Origin of the sequence: Rhodococcus jostii NBRC 16295, from assembly GCF_001894825.1 — a bacterium.
GTDB lineage: Bacteria > Actinomycetota > Actinomycetes > Mycobacteriales > Mycobacteriaceae > Rhodococcus_F > Rhodococcus_F jostii.
The window spans coordinates 49,262-64,916 of sequence record NZ_BCWY01000034.1 but is presented as its reverse complement, the minus strand read 5'-3'; the positions used below and the strand labels follow the sequence as shown (position 1 = coordinate 64,916).

The 15,655-nt window shown below is 66.5% G+C and carries 14 protein-coding genes; 3 read left to right on the top strand and 11 right to left on the bottom strand.

What is annotated here, in order from left to right; all coding sequences use genetic code 11:
• Positions 1-22: 22 nt before the first annotated feature.
• The 11 genes from RJ1_RS22140 to RJ1_RS22090 form a co-directional block, all read right to left on the bottom strand.
• Positions 23-556 (bottom strand): carboxymuconolactone decarboxylase family protein, encoded by a 534-nt coding sequence (locus tag RJ1_RS22140; protein ID WP_073363980.1) that lies wholly within the window; start codon positions 554-556, stop codon positions 23-25.
• Positions 553-1,389: an SDR family NAD(P)-dependent oxidoreductase gene (locus tag RJ1_RS22135; protein ID WP_073363978.1), complete on the bottom strand. Its 837-nt coding sequence runs from the start codon at positions 1,387-1,389 to the stop codon at positions 553-555. The genes RJ1_RS22140 and RJ1_RS22135 overlap by 4 nt, the downstream gene beginning before the upstream one ends.
• Before the next feature lie 99 nt (positions 1,390-1,488).
• Positions 1,489-2,187: a GntR family transcriptional regulator gene (locus RJ1_RS22130; protein ID WP_073363976.1), complete on the bottom strand. Its 699-nt coding sequence runs from the start codon at positions 2,185-2,187 to the stop codon at positions 1,489-1,491.
• Positions 2,187-2,900 (bottom strand): urea ABC transporter ATP-binding subunit UrtE, encoded by a 714-nt coding sequence (gene urtE / locus RJ1_RS22125; protein ID WP_073363973.1) that lies wholly within the window; start codon positions 2,898-2,900, stop codon positions 2,187-2,189. The genes RJ1_RS22130 and urtE overlap by 1 nt, the downstream gene beginning before the upstream one ends.
• On the bottom strand, positions 2,887-3,732 hold the full coding sequence (gene urtD / locus RJ1_RS22120; protein ID WP_073363971.1) for an urea ABC transporter ATP-binding protein UrtD: 846 nt from the start codon (positions 3,730-3,732) through the stop codon (positions 2,887-2,889). Before urtD ends, urtE begins: the two co-directional genes overlap by 14 nt.
• Complete coding sequence (gene urtC, locus RJ1_RS22115) at positions 3,729-4,847, bottom strand: urea ABC transporter permease subunit UrtC (protein WP_073363969.1); 1,119 nt, start codon at positions 4,845-4,847, stop codon at positions 3,729-3,731. Before urtC ends, urtD begins: the two co-directional genes overlap by 4 nt.
• Positions 4,844-5,728, bottom strand: coding sequence for an urea ABC transporter permease subunit UrtB (urtB, locus tag RJ1_RS22110; RefSeq protein WP_073363967.1), 885 nt, complete (start codon positions 5,726-5,728; stop codon positions 4,844-4,846). The genes urtC and urtB overlap by 4 nt, the downstream gene beginning before the upstream one ends.
• Before the next feature lie 44 nt (positions 5,729-5,772).
• Entirely contained in the window at positions 5,773-7,026 is a 1,254-nt protein-coding gene (gene urtA / locus RJ1_RS22105) for an urea ABC transporter substrate-binding protein (protein ID WP_073363965.1), read from the bottom strand.
• Positions 7,027-7,296: 270 nt separating this feature from the next.
• The gene (ramB, locus tag RJ1_RS22100; RefSeq protein ID WP_005251841.1) at positions 7,297-8,709 is read right to left on the bottom strand and encodes an acetate metabolism transcriptional regulator RamB; all 1,413 of its coding nucleotides are present in this window, start codon (positions 8,707-8,709) and stop codon (positions 7,297-7,299) included.
• A 155-nt stretch (positions 8,710-8,864) separates the two neighbouring features.
• Positions 8,865-10,124, bottom strand: a complete 1,260-nt coding sequence (gene fmdA, locus RJ1_RS22095) for a formamidase (protein WP_073363963.1) — start codon at positions 10,122-10,124, stop codon at positions 8,865-8,867.
• Positions 10,125-10,145: 21 nt separating this feature from the next.
• On the bottom strand, positions 10,146-10,436 hold the full coding sequence (locus RJ1_RS22090; protein WP_073363961.1) for an FmdB family zinc ribbon protein: 291 nt from the start codon (positions 10,434-10,436) through the stop codon (positions 10,146-10,148).
• A gap of 400 nt (positions 10,437-10,836) precedes the next feature.
• Between RJ1_RS22090 and aceA the strand changes: the two genes are divergently transcribed.
• The 3 genes from aceA to metE all read left to right on the top strand — a co-directional run bounded on the left by aceA (position 10,837) and on the right by metE (position 15,561).
• Entirely contained in the window at positions 10,837-12,126 is a 1,290-nt protein-coding gene (gene aceA, locus RJ1_RS22080; RefSeq protein ID WP_073363959.1) for an isocitrate lyase, read from the top strand.
• 120 nt (positions 12,127-12,246) lie between these two features.
• Positions 12,247-13,143, top strand: coding sequence for a 3-hydroxybutyryl-CoA dehydrogenase (locus RJ1_RS22075; RefSeq protein WP_005261077.1), 897 nt, complete (start codon positions 12,247-12,249; stop codon positions 13,141-13,143).
• 123 nt (positions 13,144-13,266) lie between these two features.
• Positions 13,267-15,561, top strand: coding sequence for a 5-methyltetrahydropteroyltriglutamate--homocysteine S-methyltransferase (metE, locus tag RJ1_RS22070; protein WP_073363957.1), 2,295 nt, complete (start codon positions 13,267-13,269; stop codon positions 15,559-15,561).
• The last annotated feature ends 94 nt before the right edge of the window (positions 15,562-15,655 follow it).

Below are 15,655 nucleotides of genomic sequence, written 5' to 3'. Positions count from 1 at the left end.
TCTTCTCTACGCGATAGGAGACCTACGAATAGTCGCGTTCGATCCTCAGAGTCCCGATGGTGGTGGCCAGGGCGTCGTACTGGGTCACCAGGAAACAGAATTCGATCATTCGGGGGTCGTCGAAGTACGCGCCGAGCGCCGACCACGCGGCGTCGTCGAGGTTGTCGGTGGTGACGAGTTGGTCGACGGCCCTGAGGATGGCGCGGCGGCGCGCGTCCCAGCCCTCCGCGTCGGGACCCTCCAGCACCTGTTCGAGCAGCGCCGGGGTGACGCCCGCCCGGCGTCCGAGGCGCACGTGGTGATCCATCTCGTAGCCGCACTTCCGCAGGTGCGCCACCCGGAGGATGATCAGTTCGGTCTCGTGCCGGGAGATCTTCCCGCCCGGCATCAGTTTGCCGGAGTAGCGCAACCACGCACGGAAGAGGCCCTTCGCGCGGCCCACCGTGCTGAACAGATGCGCGTCCGGCACCCCGGCGACACGGGAGATGATTCGCCACAGCACCCAGTTGACGGGGCCGAGTTCCTTCAGACGTCCGGGTGGAATGCGTGCGGTCACGCCGCCCCCTCTCCTTCTACTCGCCCCCTCGCAGGAACGGTTGCGTGCGCGCGTAGTTCGATCGAACGGGTCATCTCCGTGGCCCGAAGTGCGAGCATACGCATTGAATCCGACCCGGGTACCCGAGACGGCGCGTAAATCCGATTCTTCCGCCCGGCGATCCCCCGCTCGAGGGCGTCGACCGCCACCGTGATCGAGGAGGTCCGGGCCAATGCGCTGCCGCGGGGTGGCGGAACCGCGATGCCGTCGAAACCGATGAGCGTCCGGTCCGTGTCGATCTCGCCGAGCCGGGCGATGCCCACTCGTGTCCCCAGCGGTTTCATTTCCTCCCGCAGGGCCTCCCCGAGTTCCTCCGCACCGCCTCGCGTGGCGCCGTGGACGCCGCGCAGCGAGTTGAACGCCGTCGACGACGCCACGACCAGCGCGTACCCCTTGCGGTGCCCGATGTACGGTCCCGCTGCCCGCAGCGTGTGGTACGTGCCCATCACGTTGACCTCGATGGCGTACCGCATCACGTCCGGATCCCCCCCGACGATCTGCGCCGGCGGCGTCACGCCCGCGTTCGCGACGACGACGTCGAGGCCGCCGAGCCGGTCGGCGAGGTAGTCGAACGAGTCCTCGACGGCTTTCCGCTCGCGGGTGTCGCACCGACGCCACGGGGCCCGGCCGCAGGCGGTGGCCGTCTGCTCGAGGAGTTCGGGTTCGAGGCCGAGCAACCCGACACGGGCGCCCCGCTCGTGAAGTCGTCTGGCGAGTCCGGCGCCGATACCCCGGGCTGCGCCGGTGATCAGGACGCGGCGTCCGACCAGATTCTCTTCGAGAGTGCGTGACATGAAGCGAGTTCCCAACCTGTGTTACCGAGCGGTAGCAAGACGCTAGCACCCGCTCGGGGCATTGGTGGGAAAACTGTCCCATCGAGTTGGACAACCGTCTCAGTCGCGGATCGCCCAGGCCATCCGTGCCAGGGAAAGTGCCTGTTCAGCGCGCTCGATGACCACTTCACGCGACTCGCTGATGTGCGCGAGCAGCGTGTCGTACGCGGTATCGAGCTTGCCGTCGAGTGCGAACTCGGCCACGGAGATGTGCTCGTCGATGGTGGCGCTCATGCGGTCGGGGGTGAGGTAGTCGAACATACGCACCGGCCGCACCTTCGCGTTCACGTTGACGAGTGCATCGGACAACGCCCGGTTGCCGGCCGACCGCAGCAGCACCGTGTGGAACTGCTCGTCGAGCGCCACGAACCCGGCGTCCGGCTCGGGGCTCTCCTTCCGCAGCGCGTACCACCGGTCGAGCTCCGGTCCCAGGACGTTCGGATCGTGCGACAGCGACTCGTCGGCACGGACCCGGGCGATTCCCTGGAGTTCGAGCGTGATGCGCAGTTCGTACAGTCCGGCGAGCTCCTCGATGCGGGGGCGGTACGGAAACAGCCCGCCCACGTCGCGCTGGACGAGCCCGTCGGCGAGGAGGCGGGCCAGCGCCTCACGCACCGGGGTCCGCGACACCCCGTACGCGTCGGCGAGACGCTCCTCGCCGAGCCGCTGTCCCGGAGGGATCCGTCCGCTCATCAGGTCGGTGCGCAGCGAGAGATACACGTGGTCGCTGAGGGAGCCGGCCGGTTCTCGGCGTGCCATCAGATTGCCATCGCCGCGCGGACGTCGGAGACCGCGGTGCCGACGTCGGAATCGGGTGCGGCACCGCCGGCGCCGGAAGACGTGACCCGCCCGGACTCGAGGACGTAGTAGCTCTCGGCCGATTCGAGTGCGAACCCGATGTGCTGTTCCACCAACAGGACTCCGAGCCCGCCGCGACGGGTGAGTTCCATGATGGTGCGCTCGATCTCCGCGACGACGGACGGCTGGATGCCCTCGGTCGGTTCGTCGAGGATCAGCATCTTCGGTTCCGTGATCAGCGCCCGCGCGATGGCGAGTTGCTGACGTTGCCCGCCGGAGAGGAGACCGGCGCGCCGGTCGAGCAGCCCGCGCAGCGCCGGAAACAGATCCAGTGCCTCGCCGACGAGTTCTTTTCCGCGCCTGCGACCGTCGGCCACCACCTGCAGGTTCTCCGCGGTGGTCAACTGGCCGAACGACTGCTGGCCCTGCGGAACGTACGCGAGGCCGCGGGCGACCCGGGCGCTGGGACGCAGCGCCGTCACGTCCTCGCCGTCGAACAGCACGCGCCCGGAGTTGACCTTGATCAACCCGACCGCGGCCCGGAGCAGCGTGGTCTTACCCGCACCGTTGTGTCCCATCACCGCGGCCACGCCGTCCGACGGCACCGTCAGCGAGACTCCGTGGATCACCTCGGTTCGGCCGTACCCGGCCCGGATGTCGTCAAGCTCGAGCATCGCTGTCCTCCTTCGAAACCTCGGGCTGCAACTCGGGGGCGGCACCGGCCGCCGCGGTCCCGAGGTACACCTCCTGCACACGTGGATCGGCCTGCACCTGCTCCACGGTTCCCTCGCTCAGCACCTTTCCGGCGTGCAGCACGGTCACCGACGTCGCGAACGCGCGCATGAAGTCCATGTCGTGCTCGACCACCACGACGGTCCGCTCACCGCCGATGCGGCGCAGCAGGTTTCCCGTCTCGTCGCGTTCCTCGTGGCTCATGCCGGCCACCGGCTCGTCGAGGAGCAGGACGGAACAGTTCTGCACCAGCAGCATTCCGATCTCGAGCCACTGCTTCTGCCCGTGCGCCAGGATGCCCGCCGGAGTGTCGCGGAGCTTGCCGAGGCCCGTGACGTCGAGCGCCTCCTCGATGGCGGGGAGCACCGTCTTGCGGCGGCGCAGCAGCGTGAGCGCCGAGCGGCCCGAACCCGCGGCGATATCCAGGTTCTGGAGCACCGTCAACTCCTCGAACACGCTCGCGGTCTGGAACGTGCGGCCCACGCCGAGCCGGGCGATGCGGTGAACCTTCTTGCCGATCAACTCGACACCGGACTTGGTGACCGAACCCGTCGCCGGAACGAGACCGGTGATGGCGTCGACGAGGGTGGTCTTGCCTGCGCCGTTCGGACCGATGAGGAACCGCAGATCACCCTGCATCAGGGTGAGGTCGACGCCGTCGACCGCCTTGAACCCGTCGAAGCTGACCTGCAGGTCCCGCACCTCGAGGTACTCGCTGGACATTCCGGCGTTGCCACCGAGCACCGGCTCCTTGGATGTGGTGGGAAGCGTCATCGCGCCATCTCCATTCGTTCCGTCGCCTCGGTCTCGTCCTCCGGCCCGGGTGCTGCCGGCTGCTCGGACGAGGCCTTCTTCTTCCACTTCAGCAGCGCGAACAGCCCCGCGACACCGGCCGGGAAGAATCCGACGACCACGATGAACAGGAGACCCTGGGCGTAGATCCAGCCGGACGGGAACGACTCCGAGAAGGCGCTCTGCGCCCACGCCACACCGATCGCGCCGAGGACGGGACCGAGGAGCGTGGAGCGTCCGCCGATGGCCACTCCGATCAGGAACGCGATCGACGGGACGATCCCGACGTCGGCGGGGGAGATGATGCCGACGATCGGCACGAACAGCGCCCCCGCGACGCCCGCGAAGAACGCGGCCGTCACGTAGGCGACGAGTTTGATGTTCGCCGGGTCGTACCCGAGGAAGCGCACGCGCTCCTCCTGGTCCCGGACAGCGACGAGCAGTTCGCCGTACCGGCTGTTCATCAACTGCCGGGTGAGGGCGACGACGGCCAGCAGCACGCCGGCGGCGATGAAGAACAGCATCTGCTTGTTGGCCGGATCGTTCAGGTTGAACCCGAAGAACGTGCGGAAGCGGTTGAGGCCGTTGCTTCCTCCGGTGCTCTGCTGGCCCACGAGCAGGATGGCGAACGCGGCGGCGAGCGCCTGGCTGAGGATCGCGAAGTAGGCGCCCTTGACGCGGCGCTTGAACACACCGAGGCCGAGGACGAACGCCACCAGCGCCGGAATCAGCAGGATGCCCAGGACCGTGACGATCGGCGACGTGAACGGCACCCAGTAGCCCGGCAGTTCCCGGATGCCCGCGATCTGCATGAAGTCGGGGACAGTGTCGCCGCGGAGTTCGGCGTCCGCAATCTTCAGGTGCATCGCCATCATGTAGGCGCCCAGGCCGAAGAACACACCCTGGCCGAGGGTGAGCATGCCACCGCGGCCCCAGGCCAGGCCGATACCGACCGCGACGATCGCGAAGCACAGGAACTTGCCGAGCAGGCTCAGCCGGAAGTCGCTGAGCACGGCGGGGGCGACGACGAACAGAAGCAGTGCGGCCAGCGCGAAACCCGCCCACGCGCGGTAGCGGCCACTCGTCAGGATGCTCATACGAGACTCCTCGTCTTGACGGCGAACAGGCCCTGTGGCCGAACCTGGAGGAACACCACGATGACCACGAACACGATGACCTTGGCGATCGATGCCGTGGTCGAGTACTCGACGAACGAGTTGAGGATGCCGAGCGCGAACGCGGCGATCACCGCGCCCTTCATCTGACCCAGGCCGCCGACCACGACCACCAGGAAGGCGTCGATGAGGTAGCTCTGCCCGATGGTCGGGCTCGTCGAGCCGATCAGGGTGAGCGCCACACCGGCGACACCCGCCAGACCGGAACCGATGAAGAACGTCGTCACATCGGTTCGGCGACTGGAGATCCCGCTGGTCTCCGCGAGGTCACGGTTCTGCACGACGGCGCGGATGCGTCGTCCCATCGGGGACTTCTGCATCGCCAGCGACAGCGCGACGACGGCCACCACCGCGAGCACCAGGATGAACAGGCGCGTCTTCGGGACCACGGCGCCCAGGATCTCCACACCACCCGCCAGCCACCCCGGGGCGGCGACGTTGACCGCCGGCGCCCCGAAGACGTCCCGCGCCAACTGCTGCAGGATCAGGCCCACACCGAACGTCACCAGCAGCGTGTCCAGCGGCCGGTGATACATCCGCTTGACGAGGGTGACCTCGAGCAGGACGCCCATCGCGCCGCCGACCACGAAGCCGACGAGCAGAGAGATGAACAGAGAACCGGTGGCACTCGAGATCACCTGCTGCACCACGTATGCCGTGTACGAGCCGGCCATGATGAATTCGCCGTGGGCCATGTTGATGACGCCCATCTGGCCGAACGTCAACGACAGCCCCAGCGCCGCGAGCAACAGGATCGATCCGATACTCAATCCGGTGAACAGCTGTCCGATCACTACATCCATCGATGTATGTCCTCTCTCTTCCCTCGTGCTCGTCGGACCGTGTTCTAGCTACCCAGCGACTCGGCCCACGGGTAGGACTTCAGGTACGGGTCCGGCTGGATCGGGGTGCCCGAATCCCACACCGTGTAGATCAGGCCGTCGTTGCGGATCTCACCGATGCGCGCGGTCTTGGTGATGTGGTGGTTGGATCCGTCGATGGTGACCAGTCCCTCCGGTGCGGCGAACGTGACGCCGTCCGCGTTGTCCTGGATGTCCTTGGTGGCGAAAGAGTTCGCCTTCTCGACGGTGTTCTTCCACAGGTACACCGACGTGTACGCGGCCTCCATCGGGTCGGACGTCGGCTTGTTCGCGCCGTACCGGGCCTTGTAGGCGTCGACGAACTTCTTGTTCTCCGGCGTGTCGATGGTCTGGTAGTAGTTCCAGGCCGTCAGCTGGCCCTCGATGTTCTGGACGCCGATGCCGCCGACCTCCTCCTCGGCGATCGAGACGGACACCACGGGCATGTCGGCGGGCTTCAGGCCGACGTTCGCGTACTCGCGGAAGAACGCGACGTTGGAGTCGCCGTTCAGGGTGTTGAAGACGGCGTCCGCGTCGGCGGAGCGCACCTTGTTGACGATGGTGGAGAAGTCGGTGGAGCCGAGCGGTGTGTAGTCCTCGCCCTTGATCTCGATGCCGTTGGCCTCCGCGTACGCCTTGATGATGCGGTTCGCGGTCTGCGGGAACACGTAGTCGCTGCCCACCAGGTACAGCGACTTGACGCCCTTCTCCTTCAGGTAGTCGAGGGCGGGCACGATCTGCTGGTTGGTGGTGGCGCCGGTGTAGAAGATGTTCTTCGAATCCTCGAGCCCCTCGTACTGCACGGGGTAGTAGAGCAGCGAGTTGCTGTCTTCGAAGACGGGCAGCATCGCCTTGCGGCTCGACGACGTCCAGCCGCCGAACACCGCTGCGACGCAGTCACTGCTGATCAGCTTCTCCGCCTTCTCGGCGAACACGGTGGGCTCGGAGGCCCCGTCCTCGGCGACGACCTGGATCTTCTTGCCGAGCACGCCGCCCGAGTTGTTGATCTCGTCGACCGCGAGTGCGATCGAGTCCCGGACGGTCACCTCGCTGATGGCCATCGTCCCGGACAGCGAGTTCAGCGACCCGACCTTGATCGTGTCCCCGGAGGTGTCCACGCAGGACGCCGCGGTGGACTCGCCGGCCGTGTCGGACGCCTTGCTGCCACAACCGGTCAGCACGAGCCCGATGGCGGCGAGCGCGGTCGGTGCAGCGAGGGCGCGCTTGGAGAAGGTGCGCATGTACGGGCCTTTCCGTCGGAGGACTGGGGGACCTCCGCAACCCGGGACATGTATCCGCCCCACGTATACAGAGGTGTATTCGTGGGGCGAACATTAAGCGGCCGGTGTTGCGCCTGAATGTCTGTCGGTGACGTGTTCGTGACGCGAATTACGGTTATGTGAACAAGCGCTCACACTGCCTACTCCGCGGCCGAACGTCGCAACCCGTGCGGCCAATGTCACACCGGTTCAGTCGGATTGGACCGATGAGGCATCGGGCGGATCAGCGGATCAGCGGATCAGGTACGGGGACACCGAACTCTGGTGCTCGCTGATGTCGAGTTGCTTGCCGAGCGGCGGGAACGCGCGCTGCGGGCAGTTGACGCGTTCACACACGCGGCAGCCGGCGCCGATGGGGGTGCCCGGGTTGGAATCGTCGAGGTCAAGACCGTCGCCGTAGACGAGGCGGTGGGCATGCCGGATCTCGCAGCCGAGCCCGATCGCGAAGATCTTGGCGGGCTGACCGTAACGCTGGGCACGACGTTCGACGGTGCGGGCGATCCACAGGTACCGGCGGCCGTCCGGCATCTGCGCGATCTGGTTCATGATCTTGCCGGGGTACGCGAACGTCTCGTACACGTTCCACAGCGGGCACGTACCGCCGCTGGTGGAGAAGTGGAACCCGGTCGCGGACTGCCGCTTCGACATGTTGCCGGCCCGGTCGACCCGGACGAACATGAACGGGACGCCGCGCAGCTTCGGACGCTGCAGCGTCGAGAGGCGGTGGCAGATCGTCTCGTAGCTCACCGAGTAGAACGCGGACAACCGCTCGATGTCGTACCGGAAGTCCTCGGCGACGTCGTGGAACTGACCGTAGGGGAGGACTGTGGCCGCGGCGAAGTAGTTGGCCAGCCCGAGCCGGGCCAGCGCGACCGACTCGTCGCTGGTGAAGCCACCCTCCGCCACCAACTTGTCGAGCAGGTCGCCGTATTCGAGGAACGCCAGCTCGGTGGCGAACTTGAACACCTGCTGGCCGCCCGACAGGTGCGGCGAGATCTCCAGCAGCCGGGATTCGGGGTCGTACCGGTGCAGGACGTTCTCGCCGAGGTCGATGCGCCGGACGATCTGCACGTCGTGCACCGTCTGCAACCGGCGGGCGATCTCACCGCCGACGTCGCCGCGGTGGAACCGCATCCGTGCCGTCAGCTCCTCCGCCGCCGTGTCCAGCTCGTGCAGATAGTTCTGGCGCTGATAGAAGTAGTCGCGGACCTCCTCGTGCGGCATCGTGATCGAGCCGCTGCCGCTGCCGTCGCTGTACCGGTCCTCCGTCGCGAGCGCGAGCTGTGCGGTGGTATTGCGGAAGCGGCGGTGCATGTTGACCATCGCCTTCGCCAGACCCGGATGCGACGCCACCATCTCGGCGATCTCCTGGGCGTCCGCGTCGATGCCCATCTCCTGGTCCAGCGCCACCTCGCGCATCTCCGCGATCAGTCGCGTGTCGTCCTGGGAGGAGAAGAACGTGGTGTCGACGCCGAACACCTCGCTGATCCGCAGCAGCACCGGCACCGTCAGCGGCCGGACGTCGTGCTCGATCTGGTTGAGGTAGCTGGCGGAGATCTCCAGCGTCTTCGCCAGCGCCGCCTGGCTCAGACCACGCTCGGTACGGAGCTGACGCAACCGGGTGCCGACGAAGGTCTTGGACATACGGCAATGGTACCGGCGCAGGTCAGATGTGCGAACGGAACCTTCGCAAGATTTACTCGCGCGGGTCGGTGACGCGGTGACGCGGTGACGCGGTGACGCGGGGCGAATGTACCTTTGGGCGCGCGGGAGGCGCTGAAAGGTACATTCGCCCGCGGTCAGGCCCTGTTCGCCGAGCGCGGCGCGCCGATGCCCGGGTCGATCTGGAATGGACCCGACGCGGACGGTGCGACGGGGAAGTCGAACATCGCCGTCGGCAGGTAGACGGTCGAGCAGGAGTTCGGGATGTCCACCACCCCGGACAGCCGGCCTTCGATCGGTGCGGCGCCGAGCAGCAGGTAGGCCTGCTCGGGGCTGTAGCCGAACTTGGTGAGGTACTCGATCGCGTGGAGGCAGGCGCGCTGATACGACAGGTGCGAGTCGAGGTACTTCTGTTCCCCGTCGAGGGTGACGGACGTTCCGGAGAACGCGAGCCACTCCGAGTACTGCGGGTCCGTGTTGCCGGGCATGAAAATCGCGTTCTCGGACACGCCGTAGGTGTCCATGCCGCCCGTGATGATGTCGACGCGCAGGTCGATGAAACCGCCCATCTCGATGGCGCCGCAGAACGTGATCTCGCCGTCGCCCTGGGAGAAGTGCAGGTCGCCGACAGACAGGTTCGCGCCGTCGACGAACACCGGGTAGAAGATGCGGCTGCCCTTGGTGAGGTTCTTGATGTCCTGATTGCCGCCGTTCTCCCGCGGTGGCGCCGTGCGGGCGGCCTCGCCGGCGACGCGGTCGAAGTCGTCGCCGGTGAGGGAGCCGAGGACGGCGTCGTTCGGTTCGGGAGGCAGGGCGAGGGGCGGGACACGTCCGGGATCGGTGGCGATGAGCGCACCCTCGCGTGCGTTCCATGTCGACAGGAGGGCGGCCGACGGCGCGGTGCCCATCAGTCCGGGGTGGACGATGCCGGTGAAGGAGATGTGGGGGATGTGCCGCGACGTGGCGGTCTGACCGGAGAAGTCCCACACGGCCTTGTAGGCGTCGGGGAACTGCTCGGTGAGGAATCCGCCGCCGTTGTGGCGGGAGAAGATGCCGGTGTAGCCCCAGCCCTGGCCGGCCAGCGGGCCGGAATCCTCCTGGGGGATGGGCCCGACGTCGAGGATGTCGACGATCAGGAGGTCGCCGGGCTTCGCGCCCTCGACCGCGAACGGCCCCGACAGCGTGTGGACGGTGGTGAGGGGTGCGTTCAGGATGTCGTCGGCGGAGTCGTCGTTGTTGATAGCGCCGTCGAACCATTCGCGGCAGTGCACGCGGAAGGAGTCGCCCGGCTTCACCGTGACGGCGGCCGGGATGTCGGGGTGCCAGCGGTTGTGGCCGACGATCGCCTGATCGGTGAACTTCTTCGCGGAATCGAGCGGAAACAGCAGTTCGGGCATGTGCGCTCCTTCGGTGGCCGATCAGGGACGAGGAAGTCGACGGTGCAGCGGGTTCGTCGTGACGGGTGAACTCCCTGCCGAGGACCGAGGCGGAGGTCCGGCGACGACAGCCGGTTCGTGGGCCGATCTCATCGTGGAGTCGAGGAGGTTCGTCGCCGGGGACGATCCGTGACCGAGGCGCGGGGAGGAGACGAGCCGGGCGGCGTCGCCGTCACATCCGGGGCAGGGGACCGATCGCGGCACGTCGGCCATCGGGAACGACCGCTCGAACGGGCCGCAGTCTGCGGCGCATCGGAATTCGTACAGCGGCATCGTGGTGCCCTTCGCCGGAGGAGACCATTCGACGTCACGGTAACCGACCCGATCAGTGATTGCAGTCACAACGGGCAGGTCGAGAGGTGTGCCGAGGCGGGGCAGGGTGGGCGAAAGGGGAGGAGATACCTGTGTACGACGAGTTGCGTGCATTTGGTTCACCACCTGCGAGTTTTGCTACTGGCGAGTATTTTTCCTCTCCGATCGGGCAGGCGAAGCGCTGATCTTTCTTAACAGTCTTTGCAATGCGTTGTGAAAAGCTAGCCAAGATTGGCATTAGCAACAGGTAGACGGCACTTTTTGCTTATGTCATTCTCGGTAAGTACATACGAAGGGCCTGGCAAGGATGTGAAGCAGTACATCCGTACCGGACCAGCAGATCGAAGAGAGTGGAGTCTTGATGTCGACCACCGGCACCCCGAAGACCGCAGCTGAAATCCAGCAGGATTGGGACACCAACCCGCGCTGGAAGGGAGTAACCCGCAACTACACGGCGGAGCAGGTCACCAAGCTCCAGGGCACCGTCGTCGAGGAAGCCACCCTCGCCCGCCGTGGTTCCGAGATCCTCTGGGACCTCGTGAACAACGAGGACTACATCAATTCGCTGGGCGCCCTCACGGGTAACCAGGCCGTGCAGCAGGTTCGCGCGGGCCTCAAGGCCATCTACCTGTCCGGCTGGCAGGTCGCCGGCGACGCGAATCTCTCGGGTCACACCTACCCGGACCAGAGCCTCTACCCGGCCAACTCGGTGCCGCAGGTCGTGCGCCGCATCAACAACGCGCTGCTGCGCGCCGACGAGATCGCCAAGGTCGAGGGCGACACCTCCGTCGAGAACTGGCTCGCCCCGATCGTCGCCGACGGCGAGGCCGGCTTCGGTGGCGCTCTGAACGTCTACGAGCTGCAGAAGGCCATGATCGCGTCCGGCGTCGCCGGTTCGCACTGGGAAGACCAGCTCGCATCGGAGAAGAAGTGCGGCCACCTCGGTGGCAAGGTGCTCATCCCCACCCAGCAGCACATCCGCACCCTGACCTCGGCGCGACTCGCAGCCGACGTGGCCGATGTTCCGACGGTCGTCATCGCGCGCACCGACGCCGAGGCCGCCACCCTGATCACCTCCGATGTCGACGAGCGCGACCGCGAGTTCCTCGACGGCACTCGCACCGCCGAGGGCTTCTACGGTGTGAAGAACGGCATCGAGCCCTGCATCGCTCGTGCGAAGGCCTACGCGCCGTACTCCGACCTCATCTGGATGGAGACCGGCGTGCCGGACCTCGAGGTCGCGAAGAAGTTCGCCGAGTCCGTCCGTAGCGAGTTCCCGGACCAGCTGCTCGCCTACAACTGCTCGCCGTCCTTCAACTGGAAGGCGCACCTGGACGACGCGACCATCGCGAAGTTCCAGAAGGAGCTCGGCGCGATGGGCTTCAAGTTCCAGTTCATCACCCTTGCCGGCTTCCACTCGCTCAACTATGGAATGTTCGACCTGGCCCACGGCTACGCCCGCGAGGGCATGACCGCCTTCGTCGACCTGCAGGAGCGCGAGTTCAAGGCTGCCGAGGAGCGTGGCTTCACCGCCATCAAGCACCAGCGTGAGGTCGGTGCCGGTTACTTCGACCGCATCGCCACCACGGTCGACCCCAACACCTCGACGGCTGCTCTGAAGGGCTCCACCGAAGAGGGTCAGTTCCACTAGGCCTTGTTCTCCACAGGCTTCGACCGATCAAGGTTTCACCTGATCAACCCGACCCCGGGGAGGGGCCTGTAACAGGGCCCCTCCCCGGGCGACGACTCCACTAGACGAAAAGGAGCTGACGTGACCAGCGAAAAGATTCAGCGCGTCGGCGTGATCGGCGCCGGGATCATGGGTGCCGGAATCGCAGAGGTGTGCGCTCGCGCGCACGTCGATGTTCTGGTGTTCGAGCAGACCCGCGAGCTTGCGGCGGCGGGGCGTTCGCGCATCCTGCGTTCGCTCGACCGCGGCGTGAGCAGTGGCAAGATCACCGAGCGCGAGCGTGAGCAGGCCGCCTGGCGGCTGCGTTTCACCTCCGACCTGGGTGATTTCGCGGACCGGCAGCTCGTCGTGGAGGCCGTCGTCGAGGACGAGAAGGTGAAGAGTGAAATCTTCACCGAGCTCGATCAGGTCGTCACGGATCCGAACGCCGTGCTGGCGTCCAACACGTCGTCGATCCCGATCATGAAGCTGGGCATCGCCACGAAGTCCCCGGAACGGGTCATCGGGATGCACTTCTTCAACCCGGTGCCGGTGCTTCCCCTCGTCGAGTTGGTGACCACGCTCAAGACGAGCAAGTCGGTGTCCGAGCGGGCCGAGGCCTTCGCGAGCGATGTGCTGGGCAAGCAGGTCGTCCGTTCCGCGGACCGTTCCGGGTTCGTCGTCAACGCCCTCCTGGTGCCGTACCTGCTCTCCGCGATCCGCATGGTGGAGTCCGGGTTCGCCACCAAGGAAGACATCGACAAGGCAACGGTTCTCGGCCTCGCACACCCGATGGGTCCGCTCGCGTTGACCGACCTGGTGGGCCTGGACACGGTCAAGTCCATCGCCGACTCCATGTACGAGGAGTTCAAGGAGCCCCTCTACTCGGCGCCGCCGCTGCTGCTTCGCATGGTCGAGGCCGGGTTGGTCGGCAAGAAGTCCGGCGCGGGCTTCTACGAGTACGGCGACAACGGCCGTGCCAGCAAGAAGGCCAGCTAGTAGGTAGGTAGGCGACTACACCTGTGCGCCTTTCACGACCACTGGCGGTTGTGGGAGGCGCACACGTGCATCGAGCCCAGAGGCATTCTCAGCCACTGGACTGAGCCCAGAAAGGTCGACCGCATGTCCAGCACCGCAGCATACGGATCCAGCATCCTGGGGTATCCCCGCATCGGACCTCGCCGCGAACTCAAGCGTGCCCTCGAGTCCTACTGGCACGGCACGAGCACGAAGGAAGAACTCGTCGCCGTCGCCCGGGATCTCCAGGAGGAGACATGGAGTGAGCTTGCCGCGACCGGTCTGACCCAGGTCCCGGGCAACACGTTCTCCTACTACGACCACGTACTCGACAACGCGTTGCTGTTCGGTGCCGTGCCCGAGCGGTTCGCTCCGCTCGAGAATCAGCTCGACCCGTTGGACTTCTACTTCACACTCGCGCGTGGCAAGCCGGACTTCCCGCCGCTCGAGCTGGTGCGTTTCTTCGGCACCAACTACCACTACCGTCAGCCCGAACTGGACGAGAACACCGAGTTCTCGCTGCGGTCGGAGACGGTGATGGACGAGTTCGAGCGGGCGAAGGCGCGTGGGATCGAACTGCGTCCCGTCGTGCTGGGCCCCGTGTCGCTGCTGCTGCTGTCGAAGGTCGGTCCGACGTCGAAGCGGCACGGTTTCTCGACCCTCGACCTGCTGGACAAATTGCTGCCGGAGTACGAGCGGCTGTTCGAGGAGCTCGCGAAGGCGGGCGCCACCTGCGTCCAGCTGGACGAGCCGTCGTTCACCGAGGACCGCACCCCGGAGGAGCTGGCCGCGCTGGCTCGCGTGTACGAGAAGTTGTCGCACGCGCCGTTGCGTCCCCGCATCCTGGTGACCGGTCCGTACGGACATCTCGGCGAGGCCCTCGCGATCCTGGCCTCCACCAAGGTCGAGGCCCTCGGCCTCGATCTCGTCAGTCACCGGCTCAGTGCCGACGAGCTGGCGAAGATCCCGGGGATCAAGCGCAAGCGCATCTACGCCGGCGTGGTCGACGGCCGCAACGTCTGGCGCGTCGACCGGTACAACACGCTGACGTACCTGAACACGTTGAAGGACGTCGTGCCGGATCTCGTGGTGTCGACGTCGACGTCGTTGCTGCACGTGCCGTACGACGTGTTGTCCGAGTACGACATCCCGGGCGACGTCGCGGACCGGCTCGCGTTCGCGAAGCAGAAGGTCGGCGAGGTGGTCTCGCTGGCCAAGGCTCTGACCGAGGGGCCGTCCGACAAGTGGCGCAAGCGTCCGACGTCGGTGCACTTCAAGCTCAAGCACGCCGTGCGGGCACGGGTCAACGCGATCAAGCCCGCCGACCGCATCCGGGTTCCGTACGAGGAGAGGCGGGTCGCCCAGCAGGAGCGCCTCGACCTGCCGCTGGTTCCGGCGACGACCCTCGGCTCGTTCCCTCAGACGGACGCGATCCGTCAGGCCCGGTACGAGCTGGGTCAGGGACGCCTCGAGTGGGAGGTGTACTACAAGCGGATCCAGGCCGAGATCGAGGGCACGATCCGGTTGCAGGAAGACATCGGTCTCGACGTCTTCGTGCACGGCGAGCACGAACGCAACGACATGGTGCAGTACTTCGCGGAGCTTCTCGAAGGGTATGCCTTCACCCACAACGGCTGGGTGCAGGCTTACGGCTCGCGGTGTACACGTCCACCGATCCTCTACGGGGACGTGTCGCGGCCCAAGCCGATGACCGTCGAGTGGATCGCGTACGCGCAGTCGCTGACGGACAAGCCGGTCAAGGGCATGCTCACCGGTCCGGTGACGATGATCGCGCGGTCGTTCGTCCGGCAGGATCAGCCGCTGTACGAGACGGCCGACCAGCTGGCGTTGGTGATCCGCGACGAGATCGCCGACCTCGAGGCGGCGGGAATCGCGATCATCCAGGTCGACGAGCCGGCCATCCGCGAACTGCTGCCGTTGCGGGAGAACGGCCGCGAGGCCTACCTGGAGTGGGCGGTCGACGCGTTCCGTCTCGCGACGGGTGGGGCGAAACCGGAGACGCAGATCCACACGCATCTCACGTACACGAGCCGGGCGTCGGTGGTCGACGCCATCGAACGGCTCGATGCGGACGTGACGGCGATCGTGGCGACGCGCTCCATCACGTGGGTGCTCGGTGCGATCAAGGAGCGGGCGCTGACCCACGGTGTCGGACCGGGTGTGTACGAGAGCCGGTCGGCCCGGATTCCGGATATCGACGAGCTGGACGAACTGCTCACCGAGGCCAGCGAGTCGGTCTCGCTGGAACGGTTGTGGGCCAACCCGGACGGTGGCCTGAAGACCCGCCACTACTGGCAGCTCGAGCCCTCGCTGCGCAATCTGGTGGCGGCCGCGAGGCGCCTGCGCCGCCGGGCAGAGAAGGAAGAGTTCGAGGACTGATTCCTCGGCGTGTCGGGCGTCACCGTGTTCGGGGTCACCGCGTGAGCGGTGGCCCCGAACGTGCGTTCGGACGCGCAAACATGTAGGCATGTAA

Excerpts from the sequence above, each read along its gene's own strand:
- RJ1_RS22135 (WP_073363978.1), bottom strand. The coding sequence starts at position 1,389 with ATGTCACGCACTCTCGAAGAGAATCTGGTCGGACGCCGCGTCCTGATC.
- RJ1_RS22130 (WP_073363976.1), bottom strand. The coding sequence starts at position 2,187 with ATGGCACGCCGAGAACCGGCCGGCTCCCTCAGCGACCACGTGTATCTC.
- urtE (WP_073363973.1), bottom strand. The coding sequence starts at position 2,900 with ATGCTCGAGCTTGACGACATCCGGGCCGGGTACGGCCGAACCGAGGTG.
- urtD (WP_073363971.1), bottom strand. The coding sequence starts at position 3,732 with ATGACGCTTCCCACCACATCCAAGGAGCCGGTGCTCGGTGGCAACGCC.
- urtC (WP_073363969.1), bottom strand. The coding sequence starts at position 4,847 with ATGAGCATCCTGACGAGTGGCCGCTACCGCGCGTGGGCGGGTTTCGCG.
- urtB (WP_073363967.1), bottom strand. The coding sequence starts at position 5,728 with ATGGATGTAGTGATCGGACAGCTGTTCACCGGATTGAGTATCGGATCG.
- urtA (WP_073363965.1), bottom strand. The coding sequence starts at position 7,026 with ATGCGCACCTTCTCCAAGCGCGCCCTCGCTGCACCGACCGCGCTCGCC.
- ramB (WP_005251841.1), bottom strand. The coding sequence starts at position 8,709 with ATGTCCAAGACCTTCGTCGGCACCCGGTTGCGTCAGCTCCGTACCGAG.
- fmdA (WP_073363963.1), bottom strand. The coding sequence starts at position 10,124 with ATGCCCGAACTGCTGTTTCCGCTCGATTCCGCGAAGAAGTTCACCGAT.
- RJ1_RS22090 (WP_073363961.1), bottom strand. The coding sequence starts at position 10,436 with ATGCCGCTGTACGAATTCCGATGCGCCGCAGACTGCGGCCCGTTCGAG.
- aceA (WP_073363959.1), top strand. The coding sequence starts at position 10,837 with ATGTCGACCACCGGCACCCCGAAGACCGCAGCTGAAATCCAGCAGGAT.
- metE (WP_073363957.1), top strand. The coding sequence starts at position 13,267 with ATGTCCAGCACCGCAGCATACGGATCCAGCATCCTGGGGTATCCCCGC.